Genomic DNA, 17,943 nt, shown 5'->3' with positions numbered 1-17,943 from the left:
AGTCCCAAGCACAATTGCATCGTCTTTATCGCGAGTGGTGGAGGGAAAGGCCCTGTGAAGCCACAGCAACCGATCCGTGAAAACGGATGCCAGGTGCTAATTCCTGCCCTGTAACAGGGACAGATGAGGACGGAGCCCGAAAGATACGCTCTTATCTTTTTCCGTATCGTCAAGGCCCCTTCCTGTCACCCTGGGAAGGGGCCTTTTTTATCAAAGGGTGTCGCGCGTTGAATCAATCCATCGGCCTGGTCAAAACCGAATCGGTCACTTTTGATGTCGAGCTGAAGCTCGAAAGCGGCCGCGTCCTTGGGCCCATCACCCTGGCCTACGAGGCATACGGAACCCTTAACCGCGACCGCTCCAACGCCATCCTGGTCACCCACGCCTGGACCGGCGACGCCCACGCTGCCGGCCGCCACTCGGAAGAGGACCGCAAGCCCGGCTGGTGGGACGACATGATCGGCCCCGGCAAGGTCCTCGACACCAACCGCTACTTCGTCCTCTGTTCCAACGTCATCGGCTCCTGCAAAGGTTCCACCGGCCCGACCAGCCTCAACCCCCGCACCGAACGCCCCTACAACCTCAGCTTTCCCGTCCTCATGGTGCGTGACATGGTCAGGGCCCAGAAGCTGCTCCTCGATCACCTGGACATCTCTTCCCTGGTTACCGTCATCGGCGGCAGCATGGGCGCCATGCAGGCGCTGGAGTGGGGCATCCTCTACCCGAAAGTCCCCCGTTCCATCATCCCCATCGCCGGTACCGGCCGCACCTCACCCATGGCCATCGCCCTCAATTCCCTGGCCCGGCAGGCTATCTTCAACGACCCCATGTGGAAAAAGGGGAACTACAAGCCCGAACACCCGCCGGCGGACGGCATGACCCTGGCCCGGGCCGTGGGACATGTCTCCTTTCTTTCGGACGCCTCCATGCACCTGAAATTCGGCCGCCGTTTCTCCGCCCGCGACGGCCTCTTCGACTTTTTCGGCCGTTTCGAGGTGGAACGCTACCTCGAATACAACGGCAGCAGCTTTGTCGACCGCTTCGACACCAACTCCTTCCTCTACCTGGCCAAGGCTCTCGATCTCTATGACGTGGCCTGGAATTTCGACGGACTCGAAGAAGCCCTGGCCAACCTGCAGTGCCCCTCCCTCTGGTTCGCCTTCACCTCCGACTGGCTCTACCCGCCCTCCCAGACCGAAGAGGTGGTCGACGTCCTCACCCGCCTCGACAAACCGGTCGCTTATCACCTCATCGACTCGGACTACGGCCACGACTCCTTTTTGGTGGAGCCGGAAAAGTTCACCCCCCTGGTGGTGGAGTTTCTCGACCGTCTGGCGTCTGAAGCCTGACGGTAATGCTTTTCACCACAAAGACACCAAGGCACGAAGAAAATCTTGCTTGTGTGCCAGAAACCAGACCCTGTGTTCAGTTGGAGTTTGATGGTCTTCTTGGTGGCTTGGTGCCTTGGTGGTAAATGTCTTTTGCCAAAGCACCATGAGAATCTAGCGACAACCTCATCGACTCGGACTACGGCCACGACTCCTTTTTGGTGGAGCCGGAAAAGTTCACCCCCCTGGTGGTGGAGTTTCTCGACCGTCTGGCGTCTGAAGCCTGACGGTAAAGCTTTTCACCACAAAGACACCAAGGCACGAAGAAAACCTTGCTTGTGTGCCAGAAACCAGACCCTATGTTCAGTTGGAGTTTGATGGTCTTCTTGGTGGCTTGGTGCCTTGGTGGTAAATGTCTTTTGCCAAAGCACCATGAGAATCTAGCGACAACCTCATCGACTCGGACTACGGCCACGATTCTTTCCTGGTGGAACCGGAAAAGTTTACTCCCCTGGCGGTGGAGTTTCTCGACCGTCTGGCGTCTGAAGCCTGACGGTAAAGCTTTTCACCACAAAGACACCAAGGCACGAAGAAAATCTTGCTTGTGTGGCAGAAACCAGACCCTGTGTTCAGTTGGAGTTTGATGGTCTTCTTGGTGGCTTGGTGCCTTGGTGGTAGATTGCTTTGCCAAGACTCCAAGCGAACCAAGATGGTCTTCCGCACCCAAAAAAAACGCCCACCCCGGCAGCGACGGGATGGGCGTTTTGTGTTGAGCGAATGATGAAACCTCAGCGGGTGAGCTGCCGGTACTTGATGCGGTGGGGCTGGTCAGCGGCGGCGCCGAGGCGGGCTTTGCGGTCGGCCTCGTATTCCGAATAGTTCCCCTCGAACCAGACCACACGGCTGTCCCCCTCGAAAGCGAGGATGTGGGTGGCGATGCGGTCGAGAAACCAGCGGTCATGGCTGATGACCACGGCGCAGCCGGCGTAGTTCTCCAGGGCTTCTTCCAGCGCCCGCATGGTGTTGACGTCAAGGTCATTGGTCGGCTCGTCCAGCAGCAGCACGTTGGCCTCCTCGCGCAGCATCTTGGCCAGGTGCACGCGGTTGCGCTCGCCGCCGGAGAGGCTGCCGACCTTCTTCTGCTGGTCAGAACCGGAGAAGTTGAAGCGGGACACGTAGCCGCGGGAGCTGATCAGCTGCTTGCCGAGCTGGATCTGTTCCTGGCCGCCGGAGATCTCCTGCCAGATGGTCTTTTCAGGTTCAAGGGTGCGGCTCTGGTCGACATAGGCCAGCTTCACCGTATCCCCGATGCGGATACTGCCGGTATCGGGCTGTTCCTGCCCGCTGATCATGCGGAACAGAGTCGTCTTGCCGGCGCCGTTGGGACCGATGACGCCGACGAGGCCGCCGGGCGGGAGGTTGAAAGTCATGTTCTCCACCAGCAGACGCTCGCCGTAGGCTTTGCTGACCTCTTGGGCCTCGATGACCACGTTGCCGAGACGGGGCCCCGGCGGAATGTAAAGCTCCAGATCCTGGGAGCGCTTTTCGTTCTCCTGGCCCAGCAGTTTTTCGTAGGCGCTGATGCGGGCCTGCCCCTTGGCATGACGCCCCTTGGGGGACATGCGGATCCACTCCAGTTCGCGCTCCAGCGTCTTCTGCCGGTTCGATTCGGCCTTCTCCTCCTGACGCAGGCGCTCCTGTTTCTGCTCCAGCCAGGACGAATAGTTGCCCTTCCAGGGAATGCCCTCGCCGCGGTCCAGCTCCAGGATCCAGCCCGCGACGTTGTCGAGAAAATAACGGTCGTGGGTGACGGCGATGACGGTGCCGGCATAGCGCTGCAGATGCTGCTCCAGCCAGCCGACGGTCTCGGCGTCGAGGTGGTTGGTGGGTTCGTCCAGCAGCAGGATGTCCGGTTTCTGCAACAGCAGACGGCACAGAGCCACGCGGCGCTTTTCCCCGCCGGAGAGGACGGCAACCTGTGCCTCCCCGGGCGGACAGCGCAGGGCGTCCATGGCCATCTCCAGCCGCGAGTCGAGATCCCAGGCGTCCTGGGCGTCGAGTTTTTCCTGCACCTGGGCCTGCCGGTCGCAGAGCGCCGCCATGTCATCGTCGCTCATCGGCTCGGCGAACTTCATGTTGATCTCTTCGAATTCCTTGAGCAGATCCACGGTTTCCTGCACGCCCTCCTCGACGATCTGCCGCACGGTGCGGTTGTCGTCAAGAAGCGGCTCCTGCTCCAGATAGCCGACAGTGTAGCCGTCCGAAAGGATGGTCTTGCCGTTGAAATCTTTATCTACCCCGGCCAGAATGCGCAGCAGCGAGCTCTTGCCCGAGCCGTTGAGGCCGAGGACGCCGATTTTGGCGCCATAGAAGTAGGACAGATAGATATCCTTGAGGACCGGCTTCTTGTTATAGAACTTGCTGACGCCGATCATCGAATAGATGACTTTGTTGCCTTCGTTGCTCATGGTATGGCCTTTACCTCCCCTTGAAATGTGCCCAATCTTTACAGGTTGCTCCTTGAGGTGTCAACAGTTGTTTCACGGTGACGGGTTCCCCGGGGACAACGCAAAAGGGGACACACCTACCCCGAGGCGTATCCCCTTTTTTGATTGTGATGCAGGCCGGGTTTCAGCTTTTGTGCCGCCAGGATCGCGGTATCTCGCCCATAACCTTGGCCATGCAGGTGACACAGATGGTCGCCGTGTCGATCTCGCTCAAGTTCTTGCGAATCTGGTACCCGGCTCCCACCACGTAACCCTGGTATTTTCCGCACCAAGCGCAGTATCTCAGCATCGGCCACCTCGTTTTTAAATCTTAATTAAAAGGTAGCACGCCTGCTGGCCCTGTCAATGGCCTCATGCGAAATTTTGTCGCGGAATTAAGGACTTCTAAGCTCCTGTCGCCGTTTTGAGATAATGGACGAGGAGGCGGACGCCGACCCCTGTCCCCCCCTTGGGTACGTAGGGCCGCCCCTTCTCCTCCCAGGCCGTGCCGGCAATGTCCAGATGCGCCCAGCAGGTATCCTCGGCAAACTTCTGCAGAAAGGCGGCGGCGGTGATGGTCCCGGCCGGTCGCCCTCCGGTATTCTTGATGTCGGCCACCTCGCTTTTGAGCTGGGCGGCGTACTCTTCCCACAGGGGCAGCTGCCAGAGGCGCTCGCCGCTGCTTTCGCCGGCCCGTATGAGCTGCCGGATAAGACCATCGTGGTTGCCCAGCACCGCCGTGGCCTGGTGACCGAGAGCGATGACGCAGGCTCCCGTCAGCGTGGCGAGGTCGATGATCAGACGCGGCTCGTAGCGCTTGGCCCAGGTCAGGGCATCAGCCAGAATCAGGCGTCCCTCGGCGTCGGTGTTGAGCACCTCGATGGTACGACCGGACAGGGAGGTGAGAATATCCCCCGGACGCATGGCCGAACCCGAGGGCATGTTCTCCACCGCCGGCACGATGCCGACAAGGTTGACGGGCAACTTCAGCGCCGCCACGGCCTGAAAGGTCCCCAGCACAGCGGCGGCTCCGGCCATGTCCATCTTCATCTCATCCATCTTCTCCGCCGGCTTGAGCGAGATACCGCCGGCATCAAAAACCACGCCCTTGCCCACCAGCACGATCGGTTTGGCTTCCGCGCTGCCGCCGCTGTACTCCATGACGATCAAGCGGGGCTCACGTTCACTCCCCTGCGCCACGCCGAGCAGGCCACCGAAACCCTCCTGTTCCAGGGTCGGCCGCTCCAGCACCCGCACGGCGAAGCCTGCTTCCGCGGCCAGGGAGCGGGCCGTCTCGGCCAGATATTCGGGGGATTTCACGTTGCCGGGCTCGTTGACCAGATCCCGGGCCAGACAGACGCCCCGGCAGATGGCGCGCGCTTCATCCAGTCCCCGGCGGGCAGCGGTCACCTCCGCCTGTTTTTCCACCAGCAGCACTCCGTCCTTCATGGGGGGAGGCAGCTCCTTGCCGTTCTCCGTGCGGAAGCGATCAAAACGATACGTCCCCAGCAGCAAGCCTTCGCTCACGGCCTGCGCCCGCTCCGTCAGATCACCTCCCCGCACAGGGAGACTGAGGAAATTGCAGGCAAAGGAGGTGACGCGGCGCGACTGCAGGACACCGACCACCGTTCCCGCCGCCTGACGCAGATATTCGAGGCCGGCGCTCTTTTCCTTGCCCAGTCCGACCAGCAGCACTCTTTCCGCCAGCAGGGCCTTGCCGGGATGAAAAAGAACGGTCTCGCGCACCTTGCCGGTGAATTCACCGTCCCGCACAGCCCGCCCCAGGGCGCCATCCAGCGCCTGATCGAGCTCCTTGAGCAAGGGCGTCTTGAACTTGCCTTCAAAAACCCCCAGCACCAGACAGGCCGTCTTCTGCTGTAGAGGAGAACCCTTTTTCAGAACCAGATTCATGCTTTTTCCTTTCCTTGGCCATTAGTGACGCGACGGTAGTTCTGCAGCCATTCCTGCTGCCTCGCCGCCGGCACCTGCAGACGGGTTCCCAGCAGTTCGGCCACCGCCTCCGCTTCAGCCAGCCCACGCCCCTCTTCCAGGGCCAGGTTGCTGCGGCGGCGCAGAACGTCCTCCAGCGTGCGGGCCAGCTCAAAGTCAGCGGCGTAAGCCACCTGTACCCCCAGCAGCGCTGAGCCGGGGACAACCGGCTGCAGCAGACCGGGCTCACGGCGGCCCAGCGCCAGCACCTGGTCGATGCGGCTGCCGTAAATGCCCAGCAGGTGTTCCATGACCCGCGGCGACAGCCCGCTGCGTCCGCAGAGCGCGGCAAGGCGATCCTGAACATAGGCGTCGAAGTCGCCCGTCTTCCCGCCCGGCAGCGGCAGACGGGCGGTTCGGCAGTCCGGCTGTCCCCGCCCCAGGCGCCTGACGACCAGGTCGGCCATCTCGGCGGCCATGGCACGATAGGTGGTATATTTGCCGCCACCGACGGAAATCAGCCCCGAGGGGGAAACAAAGATGCGATGTTCGCGGGAGACGCGGGAAGCCTTCACCGACTCTTCCGCCACCAGGGGGCGCAGACCGGCAAAGGCCGCCAGCACATCCTGGCGCTGCAGCTGGTGATCACGCAGGTGACGGCCCGACTCGGCCAGCAGATAATCGATATCGTCCTCTGTCGGCGTCACCGCGTCAGGGTCACCGGCATAGTCCACGTCGGTGGTGCCCACCAGCGAATAATCACCCCAGGGAACGACGAAAAAAAGACGGGCGTCGCTCTTGGAGCTCAGGTAGAGCGCCTCGCCTCCCCGACTGATGCGCGGCACCACGATGTGGGTGCCCCGGGTCGGGCGCAGCTTGTTGTCGGTGTCGCCATCCAGGGCACAGACTTTGTCCAGCCAGGGGCCGGCCGTGTTGACCACCACCTCGGCCTCCACCTCCAGTTCGGCGCCGCTCTCCCGATCACGCACAATCGCGCCGCAGGTGCGCCCTTCCCGTTTGACCAACTCCACCACCTCAGCGTAGTTGGCCGCCTCGGCGCCGGCCTCCACGGCCGCCAGCACGTTTTCAAGACAGAGGCGGGCGTCGTCCATGCGACAGTCCCAATACCGGGCCACGCCGACCAGACCGGCGTCCTGCAGCACCGGTTCCTGCTGCAAAGCTTCCCGGGCGGAAAGGATGCTGTGACGATGGGTGTTACGGAAAAGCGCGAGCAGATCGTAGAGGGTGAGGCCAGCCCGGATCATCCAGAGCGGACGGGGATCGCCGCGGTAGACGGGGATAAGAAAAGAAAGGGGTCGCACCAGGTGGGGAGCGATATGCTGCAGAGTCCGCCGCTCTCGCTGGGACTCGAAGACCAGATGAAAACTGTAGGTTTCCAGATAGCGCAGGCCGCCGTGGATGAGCTTGGTCGAGGTGCTCGAGGTACCCGAGGCGAAATCGCTCTTCTCCACCAGGGCCACCTGCAAGCCGCGCAGGGCCAGGTCCCGAGCCAGCCCGGCGCCGTTAATGCCGCCACCGATAATGAGCGCGTCGAAACGCCGGCCGGCAAGACGCGTCAGATCGCGCTGCCAGCGAACACTGGCGTACTCATCCCTGTCCGTCATGACCTGGTCCCCCTGTCACCGGTGCCTTGACCGGTTGAAGAAAAGAAGCGTTGCGTCCACAGGGAGCGGCCGCCGGTCAACGGACTCCCAGTTTAGAGGACAAAATGCCGAGGAATTTATTGAGCGGGTTGTCGCGGGAAAGGGCAGGAAAGACAGAGGGCTTGCGCAGCCCCAGATTCTTGAGCTCGGCCATGATGCGGGCATTACGCCCCAGCTTGAGCCCCTTGCGAAACGTCTGAATGGCACGATACTTCTGGTCAGCCAGAATGTAGATGCGGCCCAGGTTGAGATAGTGCACCGGGTTGTTCGGTTCGAGCTGCATGGCCTCGTGACACATGCTGGCCGCCTGCTTCAGCTGCCGGTGCTCCCGCGCCAGACAGTACGCCAGATACGACCGTACCATGGGCGTCTTGGCGTCCTTGGCCGCATGCTCCAGCAGGTGAATCGCCTCCACCATATTGCCGCGCTCGGCGGCGTCAATCCCCCGTTTGATCATGTCTTTGGTTTCTGCTGTCATACACTCACCTCTTATTCATTTAGGGAAACTGCCATTTATCCCGGCTTCATCGCCGGATTGTACGAGCATAAGAAAAAAATGATTCTAATGCAAGGGGTTCGCTACCGTCCCCTCATGCCCTTGTCTGCTGCAGGCTCTATGACTCCGCCGCCAGACAGAGGGCGGCGTAGATACGGGCGGCGTCCTCGACCTGTCCCAGGGTCGTCTGTTCATCGGGCGTGTGGGCCGTTTCCAGGGAACCAGGGCCGAGAATGAGGGGCTTCACGCCGGCCTCGAAAAAGAGGTTGCCGTCCGAATGGGAGCGGAAGGCGTCATGCTGCAGGGGCAGATTCAGGCGCGGATAGACGTCCTCCAGCACCCCGGACAGCCAGTTGTCGACGGCCAGGCGGTAGCCGCGGGAATCGAAGGTGAAGGTCATCTCGATCTCAAGACTGTCCACGAAGCCCGTGGCTTCCTCGACCTGTGTCTCCATCTCCTGCCGCACGGCGGCCGGATCAACCTCGGGCGGCAGGTGGATGTCGATCCAGGCCTCGCAGCGGTCGGGCACGACGAAACCGGCCCGCGCCGAACTGAGCTCGCGGATGGAATAGACCAGCTCCGGCGTCTCGCGACTGAACAGAGGATGGCGCCCCAGGTGCAGGAGCACCCGCAGCATCGACTCGATGGCGTTGTGGCCCAGCTCGGGCAGTGAGGAATGGATACGGCGGCCACGCGTAACCAGCCCCGCCTCCAGGTAACCGTAATGGCTGAAGCAGGGCGCCAGCGAGGTCGGCTCGCCGATCACCACCCAGGGCGGCGTCTCGGTCTGCAAAAAAGTCGCGCTGCCGTCGCCGTTCTCCTCCTCGCCCACCACCAGCAGCAGCCCTACCGGCGGCCGCTCCGTCTCCGGCAGGGAGGCCAGGGCCAAAAAGGTCTCCACCATGGCGGCGCAGCCCCCTTTCATGTCGGCGCTACCGAGGCCACGCACCACACCCCACTCTTCCACCGGCTCGAACTCTTCCAGATCCCAGGCCGGCACCGTATCGACATGACCGACCAGGTAGAGGCGCGGCGGCGCGCTCCCCATCGTCACCCGCAAGTTGAAGCGGTCCTCCTCCACCTCCTGCCGCTCCACGGCAAATCCCGCCCGCTGCAGAAACTCTTCCAGGTAGAGCTGAACATCCTCCTCCTTGCCCGCCGGCGAATAGATCTCCAGCATCTCCATCAACGTCGTGCGCAGACGGGCCGGGTTGATGGCGTGCCATACGCGCTCCAGGCGATCACTCATATAGGTTTGATCCTCTTGCGCTTGCTCTTGCGTGAAAGGTTGAGGGTCATGTAGACATGCTGCTGAGGATTACCAAAACCCTGCTTCTCAAAAAAGCGGATACCCGCCACGTTATCGGCGTCAGTATCGATAATAATCATGCGCACCCCCTGCTCGCGCATGCGCCGCTTGATCTCCTTGAATAGCGCCGAACCTACGCCGCCCTTCTGGATGCCCGGCTTCACCCCCAGCCATACCAGGTAGCCGTATTTCCAGGCCGAATTGCTCTTCGCCACCGTGGTGCCCAGGGCAAAGCCCAGAATCAATCCCCGGTATTCCGCCACCAGGCACAGCTCGCTGTCCGAATTGTAAAGGGTGGTGATTTCGTACTCGTCCCAGGTGCGATACATGCTGGGCGAGTAATCAGAGGTAAACAACTCTTCCCCAATATGAAAGACCACCGGAAAATCATCGATGGTTATCTCGCGGATACGCAGGTCGTCGTCTTGCTGGTCAGCATCGGCAGCCATGGGAAACCTCTGGAAAAAATGGAAGTAGGCAGAAAATATACCAGAGGGCGCGGCCGTTGGCAAAAAGGGATTTTGCCGGCGATTCGGCCTCGCCATCAAAGCGTCGCAAACAGCAGCTTCATACCGCGTCCAAAGGGCTGCGCACCCCGATACCCGGCCGGCTCAGCACATGGGTATAGATCATGGTCGTCGCGACATCCGCGTGGCCTAAAAGCTCCTGTACCGTACGGATATCATAACCCGACTCAAGCAAATGGGTCGCAAAGGAATGGCGCAAGGTGTGGGGCGTCACCGTCTTGCTCAGGCCGACCTGGCGGGCAGCCTCACGGACCGCGCGCTGCACCGCCGACTCATCAAAATGATGACGCCTCACCTTGCCGCTCTCGGGGTCGACGCTCATCCGCGATGCCGGAAAGACGTACTGCCAGCGCCAGTCCCGGGCGGCACCGGGATATTTTTTTATCAGGGCCGAGGGCAGCCAAACCTCCCCGTAGTTCTTGTCCAGATCCTGAGCATGAATCAGGCGAGCCTCGGCAATCTGCTGCTTAAGGGGATCAAGACAGATTTCAGGCAGCATGGTGATGCGATCCTTGCGCCCCTTGCCATCGCGCACCACAATCTGGCCCAGCGCAAAATCCACATCCTTGATGCGCAAGCGGATCACCTCCATGAGACGCATTCCACCCCCATAGAGCAAGTTGGCCATCAAAGACAACGGGGAGGGCAGCTCTCGCAATAAAGCCGAAACCTCATCGCGTGAGAGCACCACCGGCACCTTGATGGGCTTTCTGGCTCTGGCAAAGTCGGAAAAATCCCCCAAGGGAATTTTTTCCGATTCCTGAAAAAGAAAGACCAGAGCATTGAGAGCCTGCTTCTGCGTATTGACCGCCACGTTGTGCGTCTCAGCCAGATCGGACAGGTAAGCCCTGACGGCAGCGGCATCCAGATCGGCAATTTTTCGATGGGGATAGTAGCCCAGAAACCTCGTCGCCCAATCCAGGTAGGCACCTACCGTGCGTTTGGCATACTGACGGCCGACCAGAGTGCTGCGCAGCTTCTTCAGCGTTGCCTGATGGGCTTCGGAAAGAGCCGGAGGTCTTGAAGGATATTGAGGTACCGCTCGACTCCTCTGGCCATCTGCAGCCCAGGAAATCTTCAGATAATCACGGAACAGGTACCACAAAGCCGTACGAGCCTGACTATACTGCCACTCCTCGATATCCCTGTTTGACTTCAGGTTATCGAGAAAAACCGAGACATGTGCGGGTTGGCAATCCATTAATGGCAATGCGCCAATAAATTTGGTAAACTGCTGACACCATTTGACATACCACTGAAAATGCTGCGGATTGACCTGTTTCTGAACCAAAATATTTTGATAGTTTCGCCAGAATTGAGATTCAGACGCACCACCCCCAATAGATTTAGACATACCCCCTCCAGATGTTGAAATTTACAATGAATTTTTTCTAATTTTCAACATACTGGATTTACTGGAAATTTCAAGCAATATTCCGGTAACCGGCATATCCGATATACCGGTTACCGCCTAATCCCTGTTAGCCGCCAAAACATGAATCAATCAGATAAAAACATTGAATTAGGCAAAGCCGAAATATGGCGCAGGCAGAAAATTCTGATTGCATCAATTTTTCTATTCATCCCATATCAGCTATTAGTTGCTTGGCCAATTTCAAAAATCTTCAATTTTGGCCTTTTTTCGGACATATTGTCCTTTATTGTATTTATCGTAATAATCTATAGGGTTCATCGCTGGTACCAAGGGGCACCATGCCCGAAGTGTGGCGCTGATTGGGGTGGTTCGATTGGTACCCGTGGGAACAACTGTACCTCTTGCGGCCTGGTACTAAAGCCTACCCATCCTTTGAGCTACAAACTCTCATTTACGAAAATAGGTTACAAATTTCCAAGTACAAAAGACGGCTAACCCCAGGGTGAACACGGACTGAATATACAGGGGTGCTTCCCGAATAGGCCTCTACTAAATTGTCCCGGCACGTCGCAGCCGGTTACCCTTATCCGTTGTATTGCTTGAATTGAAATAGAGGCAATTTAGGTAAATCGATCTGAGCAGCTTCCCGAAAATGTATGGCGCCTTCGAAAACGATCAGCTCAATTGAAATATAAATAGGGAAAAAGGCATTAAGGGCAAATCAACCAAGGGTCTGCTGAATTGATCCTGGCAGGAAGAAACGGCAATACAACCAAGAAATCAAGCGGACGGGCAAACAGCGGTGCTTCTCGATAAAAGTTCTGTGGTACTCGCAGGTTACATCGCCGCCGCTTATCTTTACCGTTAGGCCAATATAATAATGATAAAAATATCGCGAAAAGTTATATGTTTAATCAAGGTCTACATGTGTATTCTGCTAATAGTGAACTTTTTAATCCTTACGTACATTGAAAAGGTATTTTTAGAAGTTCCATCGGTATTTATGTTAAACACCATAATAAAATTAATTATTTCGTGGGGCATGACCTATGTCATGCTCGTATATTCTCCGAATATATATTACAAAACAATAGTTACAATTGCGGCGACATTAATCTTACTATTTCTTCTGGTTCCAATCCATGGCCTAACAATATAATCAAGCGGATGGAATGGGGCTGGGTGCTTCCCGAAAAGCAAAATCAAATAGCGTCAGGTCACGCAAGTTCGCGTCGCCACCGCTTATCACGACCGTTAGGTTTAAAGAATTGAATAACCTTATAGGATCAATGTTTGTCTTAATTCTTTTGCATTGGATAGCACTTTTCATCCAAAGCCATCGGTTGTTCTATAAATTTAGAAATAAATATCCCGAAGTTGCCAAAAAAGACATTCCGGCCGCTTTCGAATTTCAGCAGGAACCAGAAAAATTTATCTACTTTTTCCGTAAGAAGAACAGATCATTTTTACAGAGTGATCCATGCATTTGGAAAATCAGACAACAAGTTAAATTCATAGCGTTTTCATCCATTTTCATTACGATCTTATTTCCGATTACGCTTATTATTTACATTCTGCGTACGAACCTAACAACTTAATCAACCGGACGGAAAATACGTCTGTGCTAAACGAAAAAGCAAAATCTAAAATTGCGGTGGTGGCCGAAACTTCGCGTCGCCGCCGGTTATCATGAACCGTTAGGCGTTTAAATGAACATAGAAAAGATAACGTCAGAATTTGTCTCCATAATAGATGTTGCGATTTTGGAAGCTGAAAAAGAAATTCTGGCCGCTCAAAAAACAAAAAATGATCTGCTTGCCGAACATTGTAAAAAGATAATTCAATATTTAAATGGAATAAGAGAGATGGCAATTTCAGGGGAACTCCCACGCATCTCAAATTCAGGAATTGGTGTTCTTCAGGGTGTGAGTGACTGGGACGTTTCAAAAAGTTTTTTTAAGGCATGTGCTGAAGTCGAAAAATATTACCAAAATAAATACAACGCCTAACAATCAAATCAAGCGGACGGTTAAACCGCGGTGCTTCTCATAAAAGTTCCGTGGTTCTCGCAGGCTTCGTCGCCGCCGCTTATCACTACCGTTAGGTGGCAAAAATAGATAAAATGAAGAACATAAATTCAAACAAAAATAATGATCTTGTTCTCAAATATCTTGCACGTGGAAAACGAAAAGCGGCACCCGTATACGAATCACCCGATACTGCTGAAAACCCATATGTGCGGCAGGGTGCACACCCTGACATCGTGATGCGGATTTGGGACGAAATTGGAAAGAGTTTACCAACGGATTTTCGTTGCCTAATCTACGGAACACCAGCACTCATTCATCACAAAACAGGGACAATTATGGCAATTGCCATAGGGACCCAATATGGTTTACTGCTTTCAACCGAATCCATTCAAAAAGCGCGGAAGGCTGGCGCTAGAACTCACACTAAATGGTCTGACGGCACAGACATGAATATAGACCAGGCCCTTGGTCAAAACTGGTTTTTCGGCGGGTGGTTCAGCGATGAAGTTACTTGGTGTGTAGATATTTACGACGAACTTGAACAAACCACCTAACCACGAAATGAAGGCGGACGAAAAGTAGCGCGGTTGTTCTCGAAAAGGTCTCTACTAGGCCGAACCGGAACGTTGTCGCCGCTTATCTCAAACCGTTAGCAGGAAAATGAAAAGCAAATGCAAAAAGTTGAGTTCACCTTCATGGTGGTCGCCTTCATATGTCTTTTTGTAATTGTCATTAGGGCAAAACCATCCTTATGGGGCGGAATTAAATCAACAGAAATGCAAAAAAGGCTAGATAACAAAGACAAAATACTGGCGATTGTTGCATCAGTTTGTTTTTCCATTGCAATGGCCTTGCTTTTCACTCGCATTTAAAGGCGGCCTGCTAACCAAAATTTCAAGCGGACAGTTCGACAGCAGTGGTTCTCGAAAAATTCAGTGGTCTGCGTGGGTCTCAAACCTGCCGCTTAAATTCAACCGTTAGGTAGCAAAGAATGAACAAGATCGAATTACCTGAACATTTACGCGCCAAACTCGGTCCTGAAATGAAAATGGATATTCACTGGGTCGATGTAAAAACGGCTACTGGTGGAACTTATCGTGGAGTAGTTGTTCGAGGCGGCAGGTATATTACCGGTTTGAAGTCACACCCTAATGGCGAAGGCACAGTTCCATTTCAGGCAAATGATATTGTCAAAATAAGGCGGCAAGCAATACTACCCTGGTGGCCTTTTTGGAACTGATCGCTACCTAACCAAGCGCTCAAGCGGACTGGGTGCCACATGGGCGGTTCGCGTAAAGGTTTCTACACACTTGGAAAGGACCAGCTCCAGCCCGCTTAGCTTGGTCCGTTGTACGGCGCTTAATTTTCCCCTGCGTACCACTTGCGGTTAGGAAAGGTTTTAATTGTCCACGCTGCCAATACTTTTGCATTGTGAGTACTGAAAACAGCAAGAAACCAGCAAGCTAACAGCAGTAGTAATTCAGCAACAACTCCAAAAGGTAAAAGTAATATTCTTAAATTCATTTAGCTACCTCCCTCGAAAAATGCCGTACAACAAGCCAATGAACTGGATGGAAATAACTGTGCAGTTAAAGGCCCGTTGCCTTTCGTCGCCACCAGTTATCTCCGACGTTATGTTGCTTAAATGATTGATAGATTTTTTAATATTTTCTGCACTTTAATATTAGCCTCGCTATTTCTTGCAGAGGTGTTGATCGCTCTTGCAAAAGGCATTGGTTCTCTAGACATACCTTACTGGCTTTATATTGCCAGTATCTATTTACGTGCAGTTTCATCGGTTGCTTGCTTTTTTCTCGGCCTATACGCCGTAACCGCCAAAATGAAATTCAGATATCTACTCATTACTGTTGGGGTTTTATTTGCTTTTTTATCTGTTGCGCCTCCACTAACAGCTCTATATTTCTCCGGGGGCATCAATACCAACTACCTAAACAACACGGAACTGCAAAATTTCCATGATTCCATAAAACTTCAAAAATCAATTTTAACCTTCCATATCATTGTTTTTATTACATTATCCACTGCCTTTTGGGTAGCGTTCAAAAAGCGCAACATAACCAAATAATCAAGCGGACGGTTAAACCACAGTGCTTCACAATAAAAGTTCTGTGGTACTCGCAGGTTACGTTGCCGCCGCTTATCACTACCGTTAGACAGACCATGAATAAAATACCGACATACGTTTCACAAGTCATCGGTGGCTGGGTTTATCTGAAAGGATCAACTGTGGCCTTGCAAAATGCTGGGCTTCGCCCAGAAAGACAATTGGTTGGCGGCAGCCGAATAAAATATCCAGAAATAGACGGGTACGCTTTTGAAAACAAAGCCCTCTTTGACCTACTAAACCAACTCAATGACCTAGGGGTTGCATTTAGTGCTGGAAAAGAGTGGTGCCCATCCGAGGTAATGGAAGAAGGACAGGAGCGGGGCCTTGTACCAAAACCGTTCATGCGCATTTTCTGGACAGGCCCAGACAAGTGGCACCTCAAAGAAATCTGTCTAACCATCAAATGAAGACGGACGGTTGATACAGTTCTGCTAAGTCATTAAAAATGCGGTGGTTTTCGGTTGTCTCTGCCCCGCCGCTTATCTCTGACCGTTAGATTGCAGAGCATAAATGGAATACATATTCATACTTATCGGTTGTTTAATTGTCCTCTACGCAATTGTTGCCTTCATTTATCGAGTTATCAAAAAAGAGGCATTTTGGCCCAATTTCAAAAAAATGATTTCACTAGTTCTTGATGGTATTTTCGGAATGGGTTGAAGGCATTAAGGCGAAATCAAAAAGCAATCTAACCATCCAATCAAGCGGATGGAATAGGGCTGGGTGCTCCCAGAAAAACAAAATCAAATTGCGGTAGTAAGCCGAACCCGCTCGTCGCCACCGCTTATCGCGAACCGTTAGGTATCAATAATGCGCAAAGTTGTTAAATGTTTACAGAACAGCTATTTAGTGCGTTATTTGCTTTATGGTGCTTCTGTTGGTGCATTTATCGGTATTTGGAATTTTTCTTATGTATTGGAAATGGAAAAAGATCCTTCCGGCGCCATAATTTATATTTTCTTAGTTTATTTTCCATCTTTTCTAGTTAGCCTTCCGTGGTCGTTAATAACAATTTTCACAGAAGGCAACATGCTTAATGCAAGCATAATTACTGTTGGTTCGACCCTAAACGGCTCAATTATTGGGGCGGCATATGGTTATTTGAAAAAAGACAATTATTCAACGGAAGGTCCCTAACCACTTAATCAAGCGGACGGAATAGGCAGTTGTTGTTTTCGAAAAGTTCGGTGGTACCCGCAAGTCGCGTCGCCGCCGCTTATCTCAACCGTTAGCAGGAAAATGAAAAGCAAATGCAAAAAGTTGAGTTCACCTTCATGGTGGTCGCCTTCATATGTCTTTTTGTAATTGTCATTAGGGCAAAACCATCCTTATGGGGCGGAATTAAATCAACAGAAATGCAAAAAAGGCTAGATAACAAAGACAAAATACTGGCGATTGTTGCATCAGTTTGTTTTTCCATTGCAATGGCCTTGCTTTTCACTCGCATTTAAAGGCGGCCTGCTAACCAAAATTTCAAGCGGACAGTTCGACAGCAGTGGTTCTCGAAAAATTCAGTGGTCTGCGTGGGTCTCAAACCTGCCGCTTAAATTCAACCGTTGGGTGGTTGAAATTTAGAAGCATACGGCATCGCGACTCAGGTATTTCCTGATAGCGGGCAAAATTATTATCCGATAAGATCATTCCCACGTAATCCGCCAGACGGCGATTCAATATCGATCCCTCCTGCCCTAAGGGCATAAAAAACAAAAAGAGCCAGAAGCATTTCTGGCCCTGTACACATACTCGAAACATCGATTCAAAAATATAGGCAACTTTATTGGTGGTCCGCCTGGCTTTCGGAAAGCAAGCTATCCACGCAGCTACGCGACCACCCAACCAAGAAATCAAGCGGACGGGCAAACAGCAGTGCTTCTCGGTAAAAGTTCTGTGGGCCTCGCAGGGTTCGTTGCCGCCGCTTATCACTACCGTTAGGCTACAATGCCAATAAGTAAGCTTCCTACATCTTTTGAAGCCTCCATAGTCAAATGGGTATTTATCCCATTTGCAATTTTTGCAATTGTATTTCTACTGGTGTTTAGGACTGTTGGCGTCACAGAGTGCGAGCAACTTTGTGAAGACAATGGCTATTCAAAAAGTACTCATATCCCGCCTGATCGGTTTGGCTCTGATTAAGGCGGACTGAGTTGGGCTGAGTGCTTCACTGAAAAGCAAAATCAAATTGCGATAGGTCGCTAGGCTCGCGTCGTCAGCCGCTTATCTAACCCCGTTAGATTTCAGAAAATAAAATATGAAAACTAGCCCCATAAAAATAATTTTAGCTGCAAATTTCATCTTTCTGATATTGAGCGTCGTTTGCATATCGAATGCATATTTTGGGGGCGTCGATGGCCTTTCGGTCAGTGAAGAAAAAACAAATAAAATCAAAGCAACAATTCAAAACGAAACGAACATTGAAAAACTAAGAAGCTTCGCCCTCATAAGTCTTGAAGCTCAAAATGGTGCATACGAAGCAGTGGATTCAGCGGTCGAAGTGTCAAGCACAGCAATCAAATTTTTCAGCATCATGTTCGCGTTCAACACTATATTTTTGTTGAGCTATCTACTTAAAAATAAAAAGAAATCTAACAAACTAATCAACCGGACGGAAAATACGAGCTGCTAATCCGAAAAACAAAATCAAATTGCGGTGGTGTTCGAGCAGTTCGTCGCC

The 17,943-nt window shown here is 53.6% G+C and carries 19 protein-coding genes and 1 riboswitch; of the genes, 10 read left to right on the top strand and 9 right to left on the bottom strand.

Annotated features, from left to right (window positions below):
• The first annotated feature begins 22 nt into the window (after positions 1-22).
• Positions 23-130, top strand: a riboswitch (SAM riboswitch).
• 97 nt (positions 131-227) lie between these two features.
• Entirely contained in the window at positions 228-1,349 is a 1,122-nt protein-coding gene (locus AOP6_RS01880) for a homoserine O-acetyltransferase (protein ID WP_225897325.1), read from the top strand.
• A gap of 767 nt (positions 1,350-2,116) precedes the next feature.
• On the opposite strand, the gene ettA is transcribed toward AOP6_RS01880, so the two are convergent.
• The 8 genes from ettA to AOP6_RS01840 all read right to left on the bottom strand — a co-directional run bounded on the left by ettA (position 2,117) and on the right by AOP6_RS01840 (position 11,093).
• Positions 2,117-3,796 (bottom strand): energy-dependent translational throttle protein EttA, encoded by a 1,680-nt coding sequence (ettA, locus tag AOP6_RS01875; RefSeq protein WP_155874948.1) that lies wholly within the window; start codon positions 3,794-3,796, stop codon positions 2,117-2,119.
• Between the two features lie 163 nt (positions 3,797-3,959).
• The gene (locus AOP6_RS01870; RefSeq protein ID WP_155874947.1) at positions 3,960-4,124 is read right to left on the bottom strand and encodes a hypothetical protein; all 165 of its coding nucleotides are present in this window, start codon (positions 4,122-4,124) and stop codon (positions 3,960-3,962) included.
• Between the two features lie 95 nt (positions 4,125-4,219).
• Complete coding sequence (locus AOP6_RS01865) at positions 4,220-5,725, bottom strand: leucyl aminopeptidase (RefSeq protein ID WP_155874946.1); 1,506 nt, start codon at positions 5,723-5,725, stop codon at positions 4,220-4,222.
• Positions 5,722-7,368: a glycerol-3-phosphate dehydrogenase gene (glpD, locus tag AOP6_RS01860; RefSeq protein ID WP_155874945.1), complete on the bottom strand. Its 1,647-nt coding sequence runs from the start codon at positions 7,366-7,368 to the stop codon at positions 5,722-5,724. Before glpD ends, AOP6_RS01865 begins: the two co-directional genes overlap by 4 nt.
• A 76-nt stretch (positions 7,369-7,444) precedes the next feature.
• Positions 7,445-7,885, bottom strand: a complete 441-nt coding sequence (locus AOP6_RS01855; protein ID WP_155874944.1) for a tetratricopeptide repeat protein — start codon at positions 7,883-7,885, stop codon at positions 7,445-7,447.
• A 136-nt stretch (positions 7,886-8,021) separates the two neighbouring features.
• Positions 8,022-9,152 carry a M20/M25/M40 family metallo-hydrolase gene (locus tag AOP6_RS01850; protein WP_155874943.1) on the bottom strand — a complete coding sequence of 377 codons (1,131 nt, stop codon included), beginning with the start codon at positions 9,150-9,152 and terminating at the stop codon, positions 8,022-8,024.
• The gene (locus AOP6_RS01845; protein ID WP_213194715.1) at positions 9,149-9,661 is read right to left on the bottom strand and encodes a GNAT family N-acetyltransferase; all 513 of its coding nucleotides are present in this window, start codon (positions 9,659-9,661) and stop codon (positions 9,149-9,151) included. The genes AOP6_RS01850 and AOP6_RS01845 overlap by 4 nt, the downstream gene beginning before the upstream one ends.
• A 118-nt stretch (positions 9,662-9,779) precedes the next feature.
• Positions 9,780-11,093, bottom strand: a complete 1,314-nt coding sequence (locus AOP6_RS01840; RefSeq protein WP_225897324.1) for an integron integrase — start codon at positions 11,091-11,093, stop codon at positions 9,780-9,782.
• Between the two features lie 1,730 nt (positions 11,094-12,823).
• On the opposite strand from AOP6_RS01840, the gene AOP6_RS01835 reads away from it, so the two are divergent.
• The 4 genes from AOP6_RS01835 (at position 12,824) to AOP6_RS01820 (ending at position 14,384) form a co-directional block, all read left to right on the top strand.
• Positions 12,824-13,123, top strand: coding sequence for a hypothetical protein (locus AOP6_RS01835; RefSeq protein WP_155874930.1), 300 nt, complete (start codon positions 12,824-12,826; stop codon positions 13,121-13,123).
• Positions 13,124-13,236: 113 nt separating this feature from the next.
• Positions 13,237-13,698: a hypothetical protein gene (locus AOP6_RS01830; RefSeq protein WP_155874941.1), complete on the top strand. Its 462-nt coding sequence runs from the start codon at positions 13,237-13,239 to the stop codon at positions 13,696-13,698.
• A gap of 117 nt (positions 13,699-13,815) precedes the next feature.
• Positions 13,816-14,016 (top strand): hypothetical protein, encoded by a 201-nt coding sequence (locus tag AOP6_RS01825; RefSeq protein ID WP_155874935.1) that lies wholly within the window; start codon positions 13,816-13,818, stop codon positions 14,014-14,016.
• A 119-nt stretch (positions 14,017-14,135) separates the two neighbouring features.
• Positions 14,136-14,384: a hypothetical protein gene (locus AOP6_RS01820; protein ID WP_155874940.1), complete on the top strand. Its 249-nt coding sequence runs from the start codon at positions 14,136-14,138 to the stop codon at positions 14,382-14,384.
• Between the two features lie 119 nt (positions 14,385-14,503).
• On the opposite strand, the gene AOP6_RS01815 is transcribed toward AOP6_RS01820, so the two are convergent.
• On the bottom strand, positions 14,504-14,668 hold the full coding sequence (locus AOP6_RS01815; RefSeq protein WP_155874939.1) for a hypothetical protein: 165 nt from the start codon (positions 14,666-14,668) through the stop codon (positions 14,504-14,506).
• Between the two features lie 121 nt (positions 14,669-14,789).
• On the opposite strand from AOP6_RS01815, the gene AOP6_RS01810 reads away from it, so the two are divergent.
• The 5 genes from AOP6_RS01810 to AOP6_RS01790 all read left to right on the top strand — a co-directional run bounded on the left by AOP6_RS01810 (position 14,790) and on the right by AOP6_RS01790 (position 17,895).
• Positions 14,790-15,230: a hypothetical protein gene (locus tag AOP6_RS01810; protein WP_155874938.1), complete on the top strand. Its 441-nt coding sequence runs from the start codon at positions 14,790-14,792 to the stop codon at positions 15,228-15,230.
• Between the two features lie 95 nt (positions 15,231-15,325).
• On the top strand, positions 15,326-15,679 hold the full coding sequence (locus AOP6_RS01805) for a hypothetical protein (protein WP_155874937.1): 354 nt from the start codon (positions 15,326-15,328) through the stop codon (positions 15,677-15,679).
• 403 nt (positions 15,680-16,082) lie between these two features.
• Entirely contained in the window at positions 16,083-16,409 is a 327-nt protein-coding gene (locus AOP6_RS01800; protein ID WP_155874936.1) for a hypothetical protein, read from the top strand.
• Between the two features lie 113 nt (positions 16,410-16,522).
• Positions 16,523-16,723: a hypothetical protein gene (locus AOP6_RS01795; RefSeq protein ID WP_155874935.1), complete on the top strand. Its 201-nt coding sequence runs from the start codon at positions 16,523-16,525 to the stop codon at positions 16,721-16,723.
• A gap of 797 nt (positions 16,724-17,520) precedes the next feature.
• Positions 17,521-17,895: a hypothetical protein gene (locus AOP6_RS01790; RefSeq protein ID WP_155874934.1), complete on the top strand. Its 375-nt coding sequence runs from the start codon at positions 17,521-17,523 to the stop codon at positions 17,893-17,895.
• The last annotated feature ends 48 nt before the right edge of the window (positions 17,896-17,943 follow it).

The sequence above is a fragment of the Desulfuromonas sp. AOP6 genome, from assembly GCF_009731355.2.
Lineage (GTDB): Bacteria > Desulfobacterota > Desulfuromonadia > Desulfuromonadales > SZUA-540 > SZUA-540.
This window is presented reverse-complemented; position numbering and strand designations above follow the sequence as displayed.